This is a genomic window from Paenalcaligenes hominis (assembly GCF_041359055.1).
GTDB classification, from domain to species: Bacteria; Pseudomonadota; Gammaproteobacteria; order Burkholderiales; family Burkholderiaceae_B; genus Paenalcaligenes; species Paenalcaligenes hominis_A.
Window position 1 is genome coordinate 682,993 of sequence record NZ_JBGJKZ010000001.1, and the last position, 17,204, is coordinate 700,196.

The 17,204-nt window shown below is 48.3% G+C and carries 19 protein-coding genes; 8 read left to right on the forward strand and 11 right to left on the reverse strand.

What is annotated here, in order from left to right; translation table 11 throughout:
* Window positions 1-88 precede the first annotated feature (88 nt).
* The 3 genes from ACBP46_RS03185 to ACBP46_RS03195 all read left to right on the forward strand — a co-directional run bounded on the left by ACBP46_RS03185 (window position 89) and on the right by ACBP46_RS03195 (window position 2,153).
* Window positions 89-430, forward strand: coding sequence for a TIGR01244 family sulfur transferase (locus ACBP46_RS03185; protein ID WP_371015278.1), 342 nt, complete (start codon window positions 89-91; stop codon window positions 428-430).
* A gap of 84 nt (window positions 431-514) precedes the next feature.
* The gene (locus ACBP46_RS03190; RefSeq protein WP_077734556.1) at window positions 515-976 is read left to right on the forward strand and encodes a universal stress protein; all 462 of its coding nucleotides are present in this window, start codon (window positions 515-517) and stop codon (window positions 974-976) included.
* 97 nt (window positions 977-1,073) lie between these two features.
* Entirely contained in the window at window positions 1,074-2,153 is a 1,080-nt protein-coding gene (locus ACBP46_RS03195; RefSeq protein ID WP_371015279.1) for an acyl-CoA thioesterase/BAAT N-terminal domain-containing protein, read from the forward strand.
* Here ACBP46_RS03195 and ACBP46_RS03200 read toward each other — a convergent pair.
* From ACBP46_RS03200 to ACBP46_RS03220, 5 genes are read right to left on the reverse strand one after another with little or no spacing between them, the layout of a single operon-like run.
* Window positions 2,142-2,396: a formate dehydrogenase subunit delta gene (locus ACBP46_RS03200; RefSeq protein WP_371015280.1), complete on the reverse strand. Its 255-nt coding sequence runs from the start codon at window positions 2,394-2,396 to the stop codon at window positions 2,142-2,144. The genes ACBP46_RS03195 and ACBP46_RS03200 overlap by 12 nt on opposite strands.
* Before the next feature lie 4 nt (window positions 2,397-2,400).
* Window positions 2,401-3,252 carry a formate dehydrogenase accessory sulfurtransferase FdhD gene (gene fdhD, locus ACBP46_RS03205; protein WP_371015281.1) on the reverse strand — a complete coding sequence of 284 codons (852 nt, stop codon included), beginning with the start codon at window positions 3,250-3,252 and terminating at the stop codon, window positions 2,401-2,403.
* A gap of 3 nt (window positions 3,253-3,255) precedes the next feature.
* On the reverse strand, window positions 3,256-6,159 hold the full coding sequence (gene fdhF / locus ACBP46_RS03210; protein ID WP_371015282.1) for a formate dehydrogenase subunit alpha: 2,904 nt from the start codon (window positions 6,157-6,159) through the stop codon (window positions 3,256-3,258).
* Between the two features lie 11 nt (window positions 6,160-6,170).
* Window positions 6,171-7,736, reverse strand: a complete 1,566-nt coding sequence (locus ACBP46_RS03215; RefSeq protein ID WP_371015283.1) for a formate dehydrogenase beta subunit — start codon at window positions 7,734-7,736, stop codon at window positions 6,171-6,173.
* Window positions 7,733-8,227 carry an NAD(P)H-dependent oxidoreductase subunit E gene (locus ACBP46_RS03220; RefSeq protein ID WP_371015284.1) on the reverse strand — a complete coding sequence of 165 codons (495 nt, stop codon included), beginning with the start codon at window positions 8,225-8,227 and terminating at the stop codon, window positions 7,733-7,735. Before ACBP46_RS03220 ends, ACBP46_RS03215 begins: the two co-directional genes overlap by 4 nt.
* Window positions 8,228-8,405: 178 nt before the next feature.
* On the opposite strand from ACBP46_RS03220, the gene ACBP46_RS03225 reads away from it, so the two are divergent.
* The 3 genes from ACBP46_RS03225 to mobA are packed head-to-tail and all read left to right on the forward strand — an operon-like array spanning window position 8,406 to window position 11,231.
* Complete coding sequence (locus tag ACBP46_RS03225; protein WP_371015285.1) at window positions 8,406-9,530, forward strand: substrate-binding domain-containing protein; 1,125 nt, start codon at window positions 8,406-8,408, stop codon at window positions 9,528-9,530.
* Window positions 9,511-10,608, forward strand: coding sequence for a GTP 3',8-cyclase MoaA (moaA, locus tag ACBP46_RS03230; protein WP_371015286.1), 1,098 nt, complete (start codon window positions 9,511-9,513; stop codon window positions 10,606-10,608). The genes ACBP46_RS03225 and moaA overlap by 20 nt, the downstream gene beginning before the upstream one ends.
* Window positions 10,608-11,231 (forward strand): molybdenum cofactor guanylyltransferase, encoded by a 624-nt coding sequence (mobA, locus tag ACBP46_RS03235; RefSeq protein WP_371015287.1) that lies wholly within the window; start codon window positions 10,608-10,610, stop codon window positions 11,229-11,231. Before moaA ends, mobA begins: the two co-directional genes overlap by 1 nt.
* On the opposite strand, the gene ACBP46_RS03240 is transcribed toward mobA, so the two are convergent.
* From ACBP46_RS03240 to moaC, 5 genes are read right to left on the reverse strand one after another with little or no spacing between them, the layout of a single operon-like run.
* On the reverse strand, window positions 11,228-12,433 hold the full coding sequence (locus tag ACBP46_RS03240; RefSeq protein ID WP_371015288.1) for a molybdopterin molybdotransferase MoeA: 1,206 nt from the start codon (window positions 12,431-12,433) through the stop codon (window positions 11,228-11,230). The two genes, mobA and ACBP46_RS03240, sit on opposite strands and share 4 nt — an antisense overlap.
* Window positions 12,434-12,456: 23 nt before the next feature.
* Window positions 12,457-12,969 carry a molybdenum cofactor biosynthesis protein B gene (gene moaB, locus ACBP46_RS03245; RefSeq protein WP_371015418.1) on the reverse strand — a complete coding sequence of 171 codons (513 nt, stop codon included), beginning with the start codon at window positions 12,967-12,969 and terminating at the stop codon, window positions 12,457-12,459.
* Window positions 12,947-13,408: a molybdenum cofactor biosynthesis protein MoaE gene (locus ACBP46_RS03250; protein ID WP_371015289.1), complete on the reverse strand. Its 462-nt coding sequence runs from the start codon at window positions 13,406-13,408 to the stop codon at window positions 12,947-12,949. Before ACBP46_RS03250 ends, moaB begins: the two co-directional genes overlap by 23 nt.
* Before the next feature lies 1 nt (window position 13,409).
* The gene (locus ACBP46_RS03255) at window positions 13,410-13,664 is read right to left on the reverse strand and encodes a MoaD/ThiS family protein (RefSeq protein ID WP_371015290.1); all 255 of its coding nucleotides are present in this window, start codon (window positions 13,662-13,664) and stop codon (window positions 13,410-13,412) included.
* 37 nt (window positions 13,665-13,701) lie between these two features.
* Window positions 13,702-14,205, reverse strand: a complete 504-nt coding sequence (gene moaC / locus ACBP46_RS03260; protein WP_371015291.1) for a cyclic pyranopterin monophosphate synthase MoaC — start codon at window positions 14,203-14,205, stop codon at window positions 13,702-13,704.
* Between the two features lie 250 nt (window positions 14,206-14,455).
* On the opposite strand from moaC, the gene ACBP46_RS03265 reads away from it, so the two are divergent.
* Window positions 14,456-14,941: a peroxiredoxin gene (locus tag ACBP46_RS03265; protein WP_371015292.1), complete on the forward strand. Its 486-nt coding sequence runs from the start codon at window positions 14,456-14,458 to the stop codon at window positions 14,939-14,941.
* A gap of 72 nt (window positions 14,942-15,013) precedes the next feature.
* Entirely contained in the window at window positions 15,014-16,360 is a 1,347-nt protein-coding gene (locus tag ACBP46_RS03270) for an MFS transporter (RefSeq protein ID WP_371015293.1), read from the forward strand.
* Window position 16,361: 1 nt separating this feature from the next.
* On the opposite strand, the gene ACBP46_RS03275 is transcribed toward ACBP46_RS03270, so the two are convergent.
* Window positions 16,362-17,204 carry an EamA/RhaT family transporter gene (locus ACBP46_RS03275; RefSeq protein ID WP_371015294.1) on the reverse strand — a complete coding sequence of 281 codons (843 nt, stop codon included), beginning with the start codon at window positions 17,202-17,204 and terminating at the stop codon, window positions 16,362-16,364.

Consider the following 17,204-nt stretch of genomic DNA (forward strand, 5'->3'; position numbering starts at 1 on the left):
GTCTTTAGTCTTAATCAAGTTTGGTGGTTGATTTATCTAATATCATCTACACTAGAAGCAATTAATTTTGCATACCACGGAGAAGTGAATGAGCTTTGAATTCCGCCAACTTACCAAGACCTTTGCTGTTGCCCCTCAATTGCAGCCTCAAGACCTTCAGGCTGCAGCCGAGGCAGGCTTTAAAAGTGTCATTATTAATCGTCCCGATTTCGAGTTAGAGTTTAATCAACCTAGCTCAGAAACCATGATCGCAGCAGCACAGCAAGCCGGCTTAAATGTACGCTACCAACCCGTAGTAAGCGGTTCTATTACTTTGGAAAATGTTCAGGAATTCAAACAGCTTTTGGCCGAACTCCCTACACCTATTTTGGCCTACTGTCGTAGCGGTAACCGTTGTGCAAATTTATTTCAATACGCACAACAAAATTGATATTAATCAATAGGTACAGCAGTTTAATTGACGTATAGTCAATACAAGCACTTCGCGTAATAACTTCCAATAACGGGGCAAATTATGTTCAAAAAGATTCTAATTCCTACCGATGGATCCACATTGTCTGCACAAGCGGCTAACAAAGGTGTTTCCTTTGCGCGTCAAATTGGGGCAGAAGTCGTGGCCTTGCATGTTACTCAACCTTTTGCAGCAACAGTAGGTTTTGATGGTATGGCGGCTGCCTATGCTATTACAGACGAAGACTATGAAAAAAACGCGTCATTACAGTCGCAAAAATACTTGCAGGCTGTTTTAGACCGTGCTGAAACCGCAGGTGTAAAAGCCACATCGCGCTCTATTTCTAATTTTAATGTGGCTGACGCGGTTGCCACTGCCGCCCTCGAAGAAGGCTGCGATTTGATCTTTATTGGTAGCCATGGTCGCAGCGGTCTGTCTCGGTTGTTGCTAGGCAGCGTAACGGCAAAAGTGCTTAATTTGGCTCCTTGCGCTGTATTGGTTTACCGTGTAAAAGACGCTACCTAGTTTATTTTCGCGCAGTAATCCCAGCCTGCTTTGCTAAAGCAGGCTTTTTTTATGCCCCAACGAGTACAATAATGAAAATGATTAAAAGGATAAGTGAATGTTAGCGTTTGAGTTGGATTTTGCTGATGCGTTGATTGATATAGACAGAAAGCTCGTCGTAAAGGGTGCTCCTGCGCATACTGAGCTCACTATTTATTCTAAAACGGAACGAGCAGGGCAAGTGTGGCGCAGCCAGATTACGGTGCAAACCGACGCGCAAGGCCAAGCAGATTTATCAAAGGTAGCGCCTACCGCTGGTAGTTATACCACGGCGCAACCCCTGGGGCTTATCTATACGCAGCTAGCTGAAAATGCGGCCTCTGACGATTTGTTTCCGGTCTCGGTACATCATGCGCTACATACTGAGCTTGAAGCACATTGTGCAGGTCAAGTCGCCAAGACGGTACTCACCCAGCGGTTAACTCACGCTACCGTGCAGCGTGTAGAAATCAATCAGCCTGATTTTCATGGCATTATGTTTGTACCAAGCACAGCGGGGGATAAACCTGCTGTAATGGTATTAAAAAATCAAAGCGCAGCCCCTTTGGACGAGGCACATGCTGCGTTATATGCGGCACGTGGCTATATAGCACTAGCGATTGATTACGACCAAACCCCAACCTTAGAGGCTGAGCCAGACGCACTGCTTGCTTTTAAGGCCGCTTTAGCTTGGGTACGTACCACAATGAGCCCCAAAAATAATTTTGTGGCTGTGTCAGGATATAAAGAGGGGGCTGAATTAGCGTTGCTACTTGGTGTGCAGTTAGCCCCCCAAGTGTCGGCTGTTATTGCTTGTGAGCCCACTGCTGCTGTGCGTTCGCCTTATCCCTTAGCTGTGGAAAACTGCTTAGGACCTATTTTATTAGCTTCTGGTCAAGAGCATGCCTCGGCTCAGTATCACCATGCTATTGGTCAGCGTCTAGAGCAGTTTGGCTTTGATTATAATTTTCAGTGGTATGACTTTGAAGGGGTGGGGGCAGGCCTAAGCTTTGCGCATGTGCCTACCCTTCATTTGTATCAGGACGTGGATCAAGCCTTGCGTTTGGCGGCAGCCAATAAAGAGCTATGGTTTGCCATTATTGGTTTTTTACACCAAGCCGTTATCGAGGCTGCACGCCCGGCACAATTACACGCGTGAGCTAGGGGTTAGCTCGTGCCGGTACGTGGTTAATGCATTAACCACAATAGGTAAAAGCTCATGTTCTGGGCTTTTACCCTCAGGGTGTTGTTCTAAAAACTGAAGAATACTCTCACGCATTCGTGGTTCCCAAAACAGCCGTACATGGTCAGCTACGGCTTTGGTAGAGGCTTGGGGGTCGGGTTGAGCTTCAAAAAAAGCTCCTATTTGATTGAGCATGGGAATGAGCGGATCAACTTGCATAGTCTTAACTCGCTAGTAAAAATTCGGGGTGACTGTAAGCGCTGAATTGTTTTTCTCGACCAAAAGCAACCAGTAACAGGCCGAGCTCATCCGCCACTTGAGTCGCATAGGTGGTGGGGGCAGACACAGCCACTAATGCTGAAGCCCCCAGTGCTGCTGTTTTTTGTACCATTTCAAAGCTGGCCCGGCTAGACACCACAACTAAGCCGCTTTTGACATCAGTTTGGTGGGTCAGTAAATGGCCAATTAGTTTGTCGAGCGCATTGTGGCGTCCGACATCTTCACGAACTACCTGTATGGTTCCTTCGCGATCTGCCCAGCCTGCTGCGTGCGTGGCACCAGTGATTTGATGTAAGGGTTGTTGGTTACGCAGCTGGTCAAGAGCATTGAAAATAGCGGTTGGGTTATACGCTTGAGCGGGAGGGCTGACAGGAGCTAGGTCTCGTTGTACTTCATTTAAACTTTCTAAACCGCAAAGCCCGCAGCCTGTTCTGCCGGCCAGTTGACGTCGTCGTTGTTTAAGCTGGTTTAAACAGGCCGAGGCAATTTCTATATTGAGTACAAAACCCCGCTCATCGTGTTCTACAACCACATCATAGATATCATCAGCGGTACGAATGATGCCTTCAGTAAAAGAAAACCCTATGGCTAGGTCTTCCAGAAAGGTGGGGGTAGCCAAAAGCACCGCGTGGCTGATGCCGTTGTATTGCAAAGCAATAGGCACTTCCGTGGCGAGTTGATCGTCTTCGGCGATGGACGAACCGTGGCGCTTTTGGCGCCAAACGGTGCGTGTACTTTGCCCTGCAGCCAAGGCGGAATCAGCAGCAATAAAAGGGGTGACGGTGCTTTGTGTCATAACTTAAAGAGTTTCTAAGGAAGGTGAGTCTATGGGTTCCGTGGTATCAAGAGGAGCCTCTCCCTTTAGCAAACGCTGTTGCTCGTGGTTAAACTGAGACCAGTGATCTTGCCAAGTTGAGCTGTCTTGGGGGGTGACTGGGCTGACTTCGACGGCTGTTACCTTGTACTCAGGACAGTTAGTTGCCCAGTCGGAATTATCAGTGGTGACTACGTTAGCACCAGATTCAGGGAAATGGAACGTGGTATAGACCACACCTGGTTGCATGCGCTCAGTAACAAGGGCGCGTAGGGTGGTTTCACCTTTGCGGCTGCGAACTGATAATAGATCCCCGGTTTGGATACGTCGTTCCTCTGCATCCATTGGATGGATTTCCAAGGTGTCTTCAGCATGCCAAAGGGTATTAGCTGTACGGCGAGTTTGGGCTCCTACGTTATATTGTGACAGAATTCGGCCTGTAGTGAGTAGTAGTGGATAACGTTTGGTGACGCGCTCGGTAGTGGGCACATATTGCGTAACCATAAACTTACCTTTGCCACGGACAAACTCATCAATATGCATAATGGGGGTGCCGTCGGGGCTTTGCTCGTTGCAGGGCCACTGTACGCTACCACCTAGCTCTTCAATACGCTTATAGCTAACCCCTTGGAAGGTTGGGGTTAGTCGGGCAATTTCGTCCATGATTTGGCTTGGGTGGCTGTAGTCCATGGGGTAGCCTAGTGCTTTAGAAAGCGCACATGTAATTTCCCAGTCAGCCATCCCATTTTTTGGTTCCATGACTTTGCGTACCCGTGAAATACGACGTTCTGCGTTGGTAAAGGTGCCGTCTTTTTCTAAGAAAGAGGAGCCAGGTAAAAACACATGGGCATATTTAGCGGTTTCGTTCAGGAAAAGATCCTGGACAATAATGCACTCCATTGAAGATAACGCTGCGGTGACATGCTGGGTATTAGGGTCTGACTGAACGATGTCCTCCCCTTGGCAATACAGCGCTTTAAATGAGCCGCTTAGGGCTGCATCAAACATATTAGGAATACGTAAACCAGGTTCAGCTTCGAGTCTCACCCCCCATTCTGCCTCAAAGAGTTCGCGGGTGAAGGTATCAGAGATATGACGATATCCGGGTAGCTCATGGGGGAAGGAGCCCATATCGCAGGAACCTTGGACGTTATTTTGCCCCCGCAATGGGTTAACTCCCACGCCTTCGAAACCGATGTTGCCGGTGGCCATGGCAAGGTTTGCGATGGCCATGACTGTGGTTGAACCTTGGGTGTGTTCGGTGACACCTAGCCCATAGTAAATGGCGGCATTGCCACCGGTGGCATACAAGCGTGCTGCGGCACGAATGGTTTCTGCAGGCACTCCGGTAATAGGTGCCATGGCTTCGGGCGAATTTTCAGGCTGACTAACAAAGGCTTGCCACGCTGCAAAAGAATCCGTTTCGCAGCGCTCTGCGATATAGGCGTCATTGCAGAGATTTTCCGTTACGATGACGTGGGCTAAAGCAGAGAGCAAAGCCGTATTTGTGCCAGGACGTAGGGCCAAGTGATAGTCCGCTTTGATGTGCGGTGAGGACACCAAATCAATAGCACGGGGATCAATCACAATCAGCTTAGCGCCTTGGCGTAAACGTCGTTTTAGACGGGAAGCAAACACAGGGTGAGCATCGCTGGGGTTGGCTCCCATGACTAAGATCACATCACTGGCCATAACCGAATCAAAGGTTTGAGTACCTGCAGATTCGCCTAGAGTTTGTTTAAGCCCATAGCCGGTAGGCGAGTGACACACACGAGCACAGGTATCTACGTTATTGGTACCAAATGCAGCCCGAACTAATTTTTGCACTAGATAGGTTTCTTCGTTAGTGCAACGTGACGAGGTGATACCACCGACGGAATGGGTACCGTATTGAGCTTGAATTCGTTTGATTTCGCTGGCTGCATAATCGAGGGCTTCTTGCCACGACACCTGTTGCCAGGGGTCGTTAATACTACGACGAATCATGGGAGTAGTGATGCGGTCCTCATGAGTGGTATAGCCCCAAGCAAACCGGCCTTTTACACAAGCGTGACCGCGGTTAGCTTTGCCATCTTTCCACGGCGTCATGCGTATAATTTGTTCTCCTTTGGTTTCTGCCTTTAGACCACACCCTACGCCGCAATAGGCACAGGTTGTGATGATAGCTTGATCGGGCTGGCCCATTTCAATCACGTTTTTTTCCATGAGTGAGCCAGTAGGACAAGCTGACACACAAGCCCCACATGAAACACAATCACTATCTAAAAAGGTTTCCATTTGCCCAGCAGCGACTTGGGCTGCAAAACCGCGTCCATCAATGGTTAAAGCAAAAGTGCCTTGGGTTTCTTCACAGGCACGCACACAGCGGTTACATACAATACAAAGCTTGGGATCAAAGGTGAAGTAGGGGTTGGTGATATCTGCGCAGGCATCACGATGATTGGCTCCATCGTAGCCATAACGTACCTCGCGTAAGCCGACTTGACCTGCAGCGGTTTGTAGCTCGCAGTTGCCATTGGCTGAGCAGGTTAAACAGTCTAGAGGGTGATCAGAGATATAAAGCTCCATCACATTGCGTCGTACTTTATGTAAGCGTTCGTTGGCTGTGGTAACGACTAGACCTTCTTCGACTAGCGTCGTACATGATGCTGGTTGCCCCCGACGTCCTTCGATTTCCACTAAACATAAACGGCAAGAGCCAAACGGCTCTAGAGAGTCTGTTGCGCACAATTTTGGAATTTGTATACCGGCTTCGGCCGCAGCACGCATAATGGATGTGCCTACAGGCGCTGTGACCTGATGACCGTCAATGGTTAGAGTCACTTGCTCTAAAGACGTGGAGGCGGGCGTACCGAAATCTCGTTCGCGAATAATAACGGTTTCTAACATAAGAGTCTCCTTTATACGGTAGCGCTAGTGCTGGTGCTTGGCTCTAAGCCGAAGTCTTCTGCAAAATGGTTAAGCGCAGACAAGACAGGATAGGGCGTCATGCTACCCAAAGCGCATAGGGAGGCATGGGTTAAGGTATCGCATAAGTCGTGAAGTAAAACCACATTGGCTTCGGCGTCTTGTTTTTGGCGGATTTTAGCAATGGTTTCTACCCCGCGAGTGGACCCAATACGACAGGGGGTGCACTTACCACAGGACTCGACCGCACAGAACTCCATGGCGTACTGTGCCATTTCTGCCATATCTACCTGTTGATCAAAGGCCACAATGCCTCCGTGCCCCACCATGGCGGAAATAGCGGCATAACTTTCGTAGTCGAGGGGCACGTCCCAATCGGACTCTGGTAAATAAGCACCCAGGGGGCCGCCGACTTGGACAGCGCGTAAATCTAGACCAGAAGCGCTGCCTGCACCATAGTCGTACAGTAATTCCCGCAAGGTTACCCCAAAGGCTTTTTCGACTAAGCCACCCTGTTTAAGGTTGCCTGTTAATTGAAAAGCTAGGGTGCCGCGCGAACGGCCCATGCCGTATTCTTTATAGTAGGCAGCGCCTTTAGCAAAAATAATAGGAATACTGGCTAGTGTGACCACGTTGTTGACAACGGTAGGTTGGCCTAAAAAGCCCTGAAGTGCCGGTAGGGGCGGTTTAAAACGAATAACTCCCCGTTTGCCCTCAAGGCTTTCGAGTAATGAGGTTTCCTCGCCACAAATATAGGCCCCCGCGCCTAGGCGAACCTCGAGATCAAACTGATAAGAAGAGCCTTGGATAGACTTGCCTAAATAGTTAGCGGCATAGGCGTTTTTAATGGCTTGTTGCAATACCTCGTAGGCCAGAGGGTATTCTGAGCGTAAGTAAATATAGCCTCGGGTTGCACCAACGCCCAACCCGGCAATGATCATGCCTTCAATTAAGCTGTAAGGGTCAGCTTCCATTAAAATACGGTCTGAAAACGTGCCAGAGTCACCTTCGTCGGCATTACAAACTATGTATTTTTGGGACGCTGCGGCGTGCAATACGGTGTTCCATTTAATGCCCGTAGGAAAAGCAGCACCGCCGCGCCCACGTAAGCCGGATTCGGTGGTGGCGTCGACGATGGCCTGAGGGCTGAGGGTTAAGGCTTGGGATAAGCCTTGCCAGCCACCATGGGCGGCATAGTCTTCGAGACACAAAGGATCTATATGACCAATACGCCCAAAAGTAAGACGTTCTTGATTTTTTAAATAGGGAATTTGGGTGGTAAGACCATGACATAAAGGATGGTCGCCGCCATGAAGCCAGTTGGCTTCAAACAAGCTGGCTATGTCTTTAGCATAAACAGGACCGTAGGCGATACGCCCCTTTGCAGTTTGGACCTCTATGAGGGGCTCAAGCCACAGCAAACCAAATGTGCCATTGCGCACGATTTCAATTGCTTGGTTTTGAGCTTGGGCTTGGGCTTTGATAAGAGGAATCAAGCTTTCTACGCCAGCTGCCACAGCAGCCGTGTCGCGCGGTATATAAAGACGAATGGGGTTCATGATTGCACTCCTTTTTCTTGGAGTTCTTGATTGAGTGTCTGCAGATTAAGATGTGCCACTGGTGTGCCATTAATCATGGCGGCAGGGCCTTGCGAGCATAAGCCCAAGCAATAGACTGGCTCGAGTGAAACGTGCCCGTTTGAACTGGTCTGATGGAAATCACACCCCAATTGTTCTTTAACTTGGGTAATTAGATGGTTGGCACCACGCGCCTGACAGGATTCAGCACGACAGAGTTCAAGCAATACAGGAGCGGGGGGCTGGGTACGAAAATGCGTATAAAAACTGATGACACCGTGTATTTCTGCACGAGAGCGGTTAATTGCTGTGCTAAGTAGGGGAACGATGGCAGCCGGTATGTAGCGTAATTGATCTTGGATACTATGCAACAAAGGCAATAAGTTGCCTTCTTTGTGGGCGTGTTGATCTAGCGCATTTTGCAGTACCGTAGCTAGCTGTTCAGCAGTCAAAGCAGGGACAGGTATGGACATAGGCGTTTGGGTCTGCCTAGTGGCAGTCTCCTATATGATTAAGATTACATATTATTATGGGGGTGATTATGCTTAAATTTACCCATATAGTGCTTATTAATCAATAAGCTTGCCCGGGCAACAATAGCTTGTGTTAATATGTTATTCAGAACATATTAGAAGGCCAATGGGGATTTTCATGGATGAAAGCACAAAAGTCGTTGTGCAGGCACAGTGGTCTATTGCTGCAACGTCTACGTTAGACCTCAGTGCATTAATGCAGCTGTTGGCAGCCCTAGATAAAGTGGGCAACTTATCGGCTGCCGCCAAACTCACGCAATTATCCTATCGTCATGCTTGGGGTGTTATACGCCAAGCCGAGCAGGTGCTAGCTGTGACCTTAATTGAAACCTCTAGACGGCAGGGCAGCAAACTCACCGATTTTGCACGACAGCTTTTGCATCAATACCGCCTATCTGATCAAAAGATACGTGCATTTTTACAAGAGCAGCAACAGGTCTTTAGTGCAGGTCTACACGATCTTTATAAAAAGCAGCAGGTATTACTGCGTCTCTATGCAAGTCATGGTTTTGCGGTAGAGGGGTTAATGCGCCAAAAACCAGACGAGCAGGTTCCGTCTATAGAGCTTAATTACCGCACCGGTATAGAGGCACTCGAAGCCCTCCAGCGGGGTGAATGTGATGTTGCTGGTTTTGAAATTCCTACTGGGCATTATCAAGCCCCCACTTTAGCCATGTACAAACCGCTGCTTTCTCAGACCTCGTTGGCGCTGGCTTTTTTAGCACAGCGCAATGTGGGGTTGTTTGTACAAGCAGATAACCCTCTGGGTATTCATTCCATCGCCGATTTAATGCGTCCAGAGGTTCGCGTAGTGAATCGCCAAAAAGGCTCTGGCTCCAGAAACTTAATGGAATTAATGATTTCAGAACAAGGCTTAGATGCCGATTTAATTTTGAATTATGGTGCCACTGAATTCACCCACATGGCGGTAGCAGCCCATGTAGCAAGTGGCATGGCAGATGTAGGCTTTGGTATTGAAACGGCAGCGCAGCGTTGTGGCTTAGACTTTATTTCCCTAGCAAAACAGCGGTATTTCTTTGCGTTTCACCAAGAGATGGTTAATAGTGCCATCATACAACAGTTTTTACAGCGCCTACGCAGCGCTGATTACCATCACTATATGCAGCAATTGGCTGGGTATGAAGCCACAGGCATCGGTACCCTTTATACATTAGCCGATGCTTTTGGTGATGATTTTGATTTGACTACTCTACAGCACACACATGACTGGACGCATACTTAATACTTCTTCGACCTCTTTGGCTCCGGCTCGTCAGCCCACGGTGGTGGCTCACGAGGGAACGGGGCTGCGCGACCGTTTACAGCGTCCTTTACGTGATTTACGTATTTCCGTAACAGACCGTTGTAATTTCCGTTGTACTTATTGTATGCCGCGCGAAGTGTTCGGTGCGGATCACGCTTTTTTACCTCAACAGCAATTACTGAGCTTTGAGGAAATTGTACGTGTAGCCAGCATAGCAGTACAAATGGGGGTACAAAAAATTCGTCTCACTGGGGGCGAGCCCTTATTGCGTAAACACATAGAAAATTTAATTGCTTTGTTGGCGCAGTTACGCACTCCAGATGGTCAGCCTGTAGAGCTCGCCATGACAACCAATGCGACCTTGTTAGCTCAAAAAGCCCAAGCATTGAAAGAGGCGGGTTTGCACCGTGTCACAGTCAGTTTAGATGCGCTGGATAGTGCTCGTTTTACGCAGCTTAGCGATAGTCAAGTCGCGGTTGAGCGCGTTTTGGCTGGCATAGAAAAAGCGGCCGAGGTTGGCTTAGCGCCCGTTAAGGTCAACATGGTTGTGCGTAAAGGCATCAACGATGATCAAATTGTCCCCATGGCGCGTTACTTTAAAGGTCGTGGTCATGCTCTACGTTTTATTGAATACATGGATGTAGGAAATACCAACGGTTGGAATATGGCTGAGGTCATCACAGGCGCTCAAATTGTAGAGCAACTAGCGCAAGAGTTTGATATCGAAGCGGTGGCCGCCGATTATTACGGTGAAGTGGCTGACCGGTATCGCTATGTAGACGGCAGTGGCGAATTCGGTATTATCACTAGCGTTTCCAATCCTTTCTGTGGCGACTGTACCCGGATGCGTTTATCTCCCGAGGGGCAATTCTTTTTGTGCTTATTTGCTAGTCGCGGTTACGACGTTCGCAGCTTATTGCGCAGTAACGCAACGGATAACGAGATTGCCGCGCACCTCATGGAGGTCTGGCATGGTCGTGGCGATCGTTATTCCGAGCTCCGCGGTCAAAACCAAGCCCCACGAGAAAAAATAGAAATGAGCTACATAGGTGGCTAATGCCTAAAAAAGAGCTAACAGGTGCTATTTTGACGGGTGGTCAAGCGCGTCGTCTCCAAGAGCTTGGCTCTATTGATAAAGGTTTGGTGGAGTTACAAGGCAAACCTTTAGTGGCTTGGGTGCACCACTGTTTAACCGCATTTTGTCAGTCACCTCTTTTAATTAGTGCAAATCGAAACCAAGCCGATTATGCCACCTATGGCACCGTGGTGGCTGACCCAGCTATGCTTGAACCTTATCAAGGGCCATTAGCTGGGCTTTGGGCGTTATTAGAGCAATGTGAAACAGAGTGGCTAATGGTGCTACCGGTAGATACTCCTTTTATACGCCCGCCCTTATTACAGACACTTTGGGATGCTCGTCTAGCTGAGCCCAAGCGCACTCTGTTTTATATGCAGCATGAACGTTCTTACCCGTTATGCTTGTTAGCTCATCGCTCGTCACTAGCAATATTAAAAGCCGATGTGTTGGCAGGCGAGCGTCGCGTGCAAGGGTGGTTACAAAAGCATCAAGCAGTAGCGGTTACTATGCAGCAGTATGCGGCTTCGCACTTTTTTAATATTAATACCCCAGCTGATATACAAAGCGCCCAATTAAGGGCGCTTGATATGAAAGTGGACTAATAGCCCCAGTGTTTTAGGTCGTAATAGGCTACCGTTGTGCCTAGCCCAGCCTCTTGCTCTGCTGGAATGCGTGCAAGGCCTGTGGACCAAGCTAAAGAGCTAATAATAGCCGAGCCTTGTTGGGCATGGGGGGTTAAGTATAAAAAACCATCCGCATCAGGACGAGCTTGAACCCGAATAAATTCTTCGCGCCACCCATAAAATACGGTGTTGCTGTCTAGTTTGCCATAGAGCACCTGTGGCATAGCATGACGGCGACCTTGAATAATACGAATCATGGGTGAGACCATCAGTGTAAACACCGCAAACGAAGAAACGGGATTGCCTGGTAGCCCTACAATGGGAGTTTGACCAATATGAGCCAGAGCAACGGGTTTGCCTGGCTTCATGCGCACTTTCCATAAGTTCATTTCGCCGCCCAATTGCTCAATGGCTGGCTTCACCAAGTCTTTATCCCCAACCGAAACCCCGCCCACGGTTAAGACCAAATCGCACTCCTCGCTAAGTTGAGTTAATGCTGCTTGGATGGCTTCTAAGGTGTCTTTGGCGTGCAAAACAAGATGAACTTTGGCGTTAAGCTGTTGCACTAAGGCAGCTAGCATCGGTGCGTTAGAGTTGTAGATTTGTCCTTCTTTGAGGGGCTGCCCTGGCTCAGTGAGCTCATCGCCAGTCGTAAGAATGCCGATTTTAGGAATGGGGTATACCTCAATCTCAGTAATGCCCTGTGAGGCAAGCATAGCAATATGACCACTGTTAATGGTTTCGCCTTTGAGAAGGATCGTTTTCCCTTGACCCATGTCCTCACCACGATAGCGCACGTTCACGCCTTGGGCGGGAGCGGTTTGAATCTGGACCACGTCGTCTGACTCAGTACAGTTTTCTTGTATAACCACGGTATCTGCGCCAGCAGGCATTAAGCTGCCAGTAAAAAGACGGATGGCCTTGCCGGCTTGGAGTGGTTCAGGGATATCGCCCGCATAGCACCGTTGCTGAATCGCTAAGCCTACGCCTTCTTGGTAGTCTGCAAACCGAATGGCATAGCCGTCCATGGCGCTATTATCTGCTGGGGGGATGTCAATAGAAGCCTGAACCGTATCGGCTACTATACGTCCTAAAGCAGAATGTACCGGAATACGCTCAGTGCGTGTGGGACGAACAGCCGCTTGGATAAGGCGGTCTTGAGCGGTATCAAAGTCGAGCATAATAACCCTTTTTAGAAAGCAGTTTAGGATTTGGTAGCACAGTGATCAGCAAAATTACAGGGGGTATGCTGGCTGTTTAGTTGGTCACGGATAAGACGGGTCCAAGCCAAACGGCAGGCATTGGTGGATCCGGGCAAGCAAAAAATAACAGTTTGATTAGCTAACCCCGCGCAAGCGTCTGACTGCATGGCTGAGCTGCCGATGTCTTCGAAAGACAACTGACGAAAATGCTCACCAAAACCAGTAATGGTTTGATCAAAAAGTGGCTGTAATGCGGCAATGGTATTTTTTTCTGGGCCGTAGCCTGTGCCGCCATTGGTGATAATGACATGAATGCGAGGATCGGCGATCCAACTACTGATGATCTTGCGTAGTGCATAGATATTGGCGGGGCTAACTGTGCGCTCTAAACAGAGGTGACCAGCACGTTGTAGTTGATCGACTAAATAGTCGCCAGAGGTGTCATTGGCAGCCGTGCGTGAATTAGAAATAGTTAATACAGCACAATTTAGTTTAATCATGGGATTCCCATTCAGCCGTTTTGAGAGCATCCGCCTCGCGTTGTTGTACCCAAAACTTTTCACCTGATTGAAGTTTTTCTCGTTTCCAAAAAGGAGCGCGCGTTTTAAGGGCATCAATAATGTATTCACCTGCTGCAAAAGCATCGCCACGATGAATGCTTGTGACGCCAACAAACACAATTTGTTCACCTAAATGCATTTCACCCACACGATGAACCACGCAATAGTCTAGAATATCCCAGCGTTGTTTAGCGTATTCGCAAATATCGGTGATCTCTCGCTCGCACATACCTGGGTAGTGCTCTAGAAATAGCGTTTCGGTGGGGGCGTCTGGGTTAAAATCGCGTACATAGCCCATAAAGCTTAATAACGCACCCGCATGGCCTTGGTGGGCCTGATGCAAGTCAGCAATGAGCTGGGCTGCGTCAAAGTCGTGCTCTTGAACGATAACCATATTAGCCTCCGGTAACAGGTTCAAAAACGGCTACTTCGTCGCCGGGGTTAATGGTGGCATCATGCTCTACATGATATTGGTTAATAGCAATTTTTAACCGCGATTGTAAAGGAGCCAGCACAGGATATGTGCTAACAACCTGTGCTAGCCACGAGCTAACCGCAATAGGCTGCTCTAGAGGCCAGCTTTCTTGGCGCTTTTGGGTTAGCTCAGCAACTTGAGCAAAATATAAAACATCTATAGTTGAAGTGGGCATGAGAATTCCTTGAGAGATAAACCGAATGATCTAGGGATTAGGCGTTTGCTTCCCATATACCTGATTTACCCCCGGACTTGCGCAATAAACGCGTGTCTTCAATAACAATACCTTTGTCAGCGGCTTTGCACATATCGTAAATGGTGAGTGCAGCAACGCTGGCGGCCATCATGGCTTCCATTTCCACACCAGTGGTATAGGCGCAGCGACAGGTGGCGAAAATATGCAGTAAATGGTGCTCAGGGTCGAGTTCAAAATCGATGCCAACAAAGTCTAAGGCCAAGGTATGGCACAAGGGGATCAAGTTGGCGCAGCGTTTGGCGGCTTGAATGCCAGCAATACGAGCTGTGTTTAAGACCTCGCCTTTGGCGTTGTCTTGGGCGGTGAGTAATTGATAGGCCCCCGCGCTGAGGCGCACGGTGCTGCGAGCAATTGCCTCACGAGCGCTGCGCGTTTTGTGGCTGACATCCACCATGCGGACTTGGCCGCTCTGATCTAAGTGGGTCAGAGTTAAATCGGAATCTGTGATTTTGAAGCCCATGAGTCTCTCTGTAGGTTGAGTTCTAGACTAGCCAAATTAGGCTAAGCCAATAGCTGCTCTATTATACCCATGCCATGGCGGTTCAACATAAAAGCCCCTAAGGGCACCAACGAGTTTGTAATGCAATGATGGGACTGCATAGTTTTTAAGCCGTTGACCAGTCTTTACTTTTTCTGCTCGGGTGCATTGCCGTGTGAGGGTACTATCCATTAGTATGACATGACAAAGCTCATTTTATTTAGGAGGAACTATGACCATTAAAATAGGTGATACCGTACCCAATGCGACCTTGGCAGAGTTTGTCACAGGGCAATCGCCTCAAAGCCATGAGGTCAATGATTTAGTCAAAAATAAACGTATTGTGTTGTTCTCTGTGCCAGGCGCTTTTACACCGACATGCACTGAGCGTCATTTGCCTGACTATCTTGAACAGGTAGACGCTTTTAAGGCCAAGGGTATTGACGAGGTCTGGTGTGTTGCAGTGAATGATATGTTTGTTATGGAGGCGTGGGGGCGGGATCGCCAGGTCAATGGTGCTATTCGCATGATGGCGGATGGTAGTGCAGAGTGGATGAAAAAACTAGGCTTGGTGTTAGACTTGAGTGCAAAAGGTCTTGGGCAACGGGCACAACGTTTCTCGGCCTATCTAGATGATGGGGTGGTTAAGGCACTGTTTATAGACGAGGGTGGCGCTTTAGAGAAAAGCGATGCCCAAACTTTATTAAACCAGCTCTAACACGTCGCATGGCATTTTTGTTTTCATAGTGCAGCTGGCCTCTAGGCCAGCTGTCTCATTTAATGTGTACACATGCTCAACTCAATTGGTGCCTTCTCTTCTTTATATTTAGCCACGCTGGTGTTGTTAACCGGGTCCGGTTTATTTAATACCTATATGGGCTTGCGCCTTACGCAGCTTTCTGTTTCAGAAATTTGGGTAGGGGCTTTGCTGGCTATCTTCTACTTGGGCTTAGTTTTTGGGGCCCGAGTAGGTCATCGGCTTATTCTTAGCATTGGTCATATTCGGGCCTATGCCGCTAGTGCCGCTTTTGTAACGGTATCTGTGTTAATCCAAATCATGGTGGACAACCTCTGGATTTGGTTAGGCTTGCGTTTTGTGGCGGGGGCAGCCATGGTAACGCAGTTTATCGCGATTGAAAGTTGGCTTAATGAGCAAACTGACAACGAGCGACGGGGTATTATTTTTGCGTTTTACATGGTGATGAATAGTTTGGGCACAGTGTTAGGCCAGGTTGCTCTCACTCGTTTTCCCGATATGAACTACGAGCCACTTATTTTTGTAGCCATTTGTTCTGTGCTAAGTTTAGTGCCTATTGCGTTAACACGTCGATTGCACCCTGCGCTTCAGGTTCCAGCGCCCATTCACGCTCGTTATTATGTCGAACGGGTGCCGTTGTCAATTAGCGTACTGTTAGTCGCTGGCATGCTAACAGGGGCATTTTATGCCTTGGGGCCAGTGTATGCATTACGGGCCGAATTAAATAGCGAGCAAGTGGCTGTGTTTGTGGCTGTTTCTGTGGCGGCTGGGGTAATGGCTCAATGGCCAGTAGGTTGGTTGGCGGATCGTATTGGACGTGTCACGACCATACGTATTAATGCCTTGCTGCTGTTTTTATTTGCTTTGCCGTTATTAGGTTGGTTGGAATTTTCGTATTACTGGTTGCTTGGCTTTTCTGCACTGTTTGGCATTTTAGTTTTTACTTTATATCCCTTGGGTGCTGCTTTTGCAAATGATAACGTAGACCCAGACCGACGTGTAGGTTTAAGTGCTATTTTGTATATGGTGTATGGGGTAGGGGCCTGTATAGGCCCGCTGTTGGTAGGCTTGTTAATGGACAAGCTAGGCAGCAATTGGTATTACATCTTTTTCTGTGCCTGTGGGGTAGGTCTAAGCTTTTTAGTGCGTCCCACTAAAATTAAAGGTACGCACCTTAGTCAAGATGCACCCACTGATTTTGTGCCCATGCCTCATATACATAGCTCGGCTGCGCTAGACCCACGGGTCGATATCACCAGCGATATTTCGCATGACCCTGTTTTTGATGAGCTTGCTGCTGATGCTGAAACAGAAGCTTCGGTGGGTGGCTTAGATTCCACCCCCACAGAGCAAGTTGTGCCCACTGTGCGTGTGGATTAAGCTAGGGCAATAAAACCAGCACAGCGCTTAAAGCTAGCCCTATGCCAACTAGGCTAATAGGGCTAAGCTTTTCTTTAAAAAAACCCGCTCCTACTAGAGTTCCTAAACTAATCACCCCAATGTTCATGGTTGCAAATACCAAGGTGGGCTGTTCGGGAAAGTGTTGGTGTGCTCGAATATAAAAATAAATATTCCCAAAATTTATTACTCCCAGCAACAAGCCAACAGCAATAGAGCGACTATGCCACTGCGTTTTTCGCCAAGCTAACCAGCTAAATAAGAACAACGCTGCCAAAACAAAAGTCACTAATAGGCTGCTGCTAAACCCAGCACCACTTTTAGAGAGCTGTTTAAACAACACATCTATAGCGCCATACCCAACCCATACCCCTAAAAGCCAGAGTCCAGCAGAGGTAGCAATGGGTTGATGGAGCTTTTTAGAACCAAAGCTTAAACAAATAAGCGCTGTTAACCCTAGCGCAATGCCTAGCCATTTACTACCAGCTAGCACTTCTCCAAAAACAACAGCCGCCGCAATTAAAGGGATAACCAGTGATAAGCGTTGAGCTGCGTCGCTGAGTACTATGCCAGCATGGCGAATAGCCTGTGCCATGACGAGAAAAATACTGGGCAACAGTAACCCTAACGCTATTACTACCCAATAAGGGGTCTGGGGCGTTAATAAGCTGCTTGGCTTTGGCTGTAAAAGCACCAGCGTGAGCGCAGTGGCAGACACATAATTAAAAGCAATGGCTTGAGCCACTTGAATTTGGCGTGCTCGTGCAAGTTTAAGTAAAACTGAGACGGCAACACTACAAATAATGCTGCTAATAAGTAGCCACAT

Bases quoted from the DNA above. Each gene is read 5' to 3' on its own strand.
- moaA (WP_371015286.1), top strand. From the start codon at position 9,511: ATGACTGGACGCATACTTAATACTTCTTCGACCTCTTTGGCTCCGGCT.
- fdhF (WP_371015282.1), bottom strand. From the start codon at position 6,159: ATGTTAGAAACCGTTATTATTCGCGAACGAGATTTCGGTACGCCCGCC.
- fdhD (WP_371015281.1), bottom strand. From the start codon at position 3,252: ATGACACAAAGCACCGTCACCCCTTTTATTGCTGCTGATTCCGCCTTG.
- ACBP46_RS03220 (WP_371015284.1), bottom strand. From the start codon at position 8,227: ATGTCCATACCTGTCCCTGCTTTGACTGCTGAACAGCTAGCTACGGTA.
- ACBP46_RS03215 (WP_371015283.1), bottom strand. From the start codon at position 7,736: ATGAACCCCATTCGTCTTTATATACCGCGCGACACGGCTGCTGTGGCA.
- ACBP46_RS03185 (WP_371015278.1), top strand. From the start codon at position 89: ATGAGCTTTGAATTCCGCCAACTTACCAAGACCTTTGCTGTTGCCCCT.
- moaC (WP_371015291.1), bottom strand. From the start codon at position 14,205: ATGGGCTTCAAAATCACAGATTCCGATTTAACTCTGACCCACTTAGAT.
- ACBP46_RS03240 (WP_371015288.1), bottom strand. From the start codon at position 12,433: ATGCTCGACTTTGATACCGCTCAAGACCGCCTTATCCAAGCGGCTGTT.
- ACBP46_RS03250 (WP_371015289.1), bottom strand. From the start codon at position 13,408: ATGGTTATCGTTCAAGAGCACGACTTTGACGCAGCCCAGCTCATTGCT.
- ACBP46_RS03270 (WP_371015293.1), top strand. From the start codon at position 15,014: ATGCTCAACTCAATTGGTGCCTTCTCTTCTTTATATTTAGCCACGCTG.
- mobA (WP_371015287.1), top strand. From the start codon at position 10,608: ATGCCTAAAAAAGAGCTAACAGGTGCTATTTTGACGGGTGGTCAAGCG.
- ACBP46_RS03225 (WP_371015285.1), top strand. From the start codon at position 8,406: ATGGATGAAAGCACAAAAGTCGTTGTGCAGGCACAGTGGTCTATTGCT.
- ACBP46_RS03190 (WP_077734556.1), top strand. From the start codon at position 515: ATGTTCAAAAAGATTCTAATTCCTACCGATGGATCCACATTGTCTGCA.
- ACBP46_RS03275 (WP_371015294.1), bottom strand. From the start codon at position 17,204: ATGTGGCTACTTATTAGCAGCATTATTTGTAGTGTTGCCGTCTCAGTT.
- ACBP46_RS03200 (WP_371015280.1), bottom strand. From the start codon at position 2,396: ATGCAAGTTGATCCGCTCATTCCCATGCTCAATCAAATAGGAGCTTTT.
- ACBP46_RS03265 (WP_371015292.1), top strand. From the start codon at position 14,456: ATGACCATTAAAATAGGTGATACCGTACCCAATGCGACCTTGGCAGAG.
- ACBP46_RS03195 (WP_371015279.1), top strand. From the start codon at position 1,074: ATGTTAGCGTTTGAGTTGGATTTTGCTGATGCGTTGATTGATATAGAC.
- ACBP46_RS03255 (WP_371015290.1), bottom strand. From the start codon at position 13,664: ATGCCCACTTCAACTATAGATGTTTTATATTTTGCTCAAGTTGCTGAG.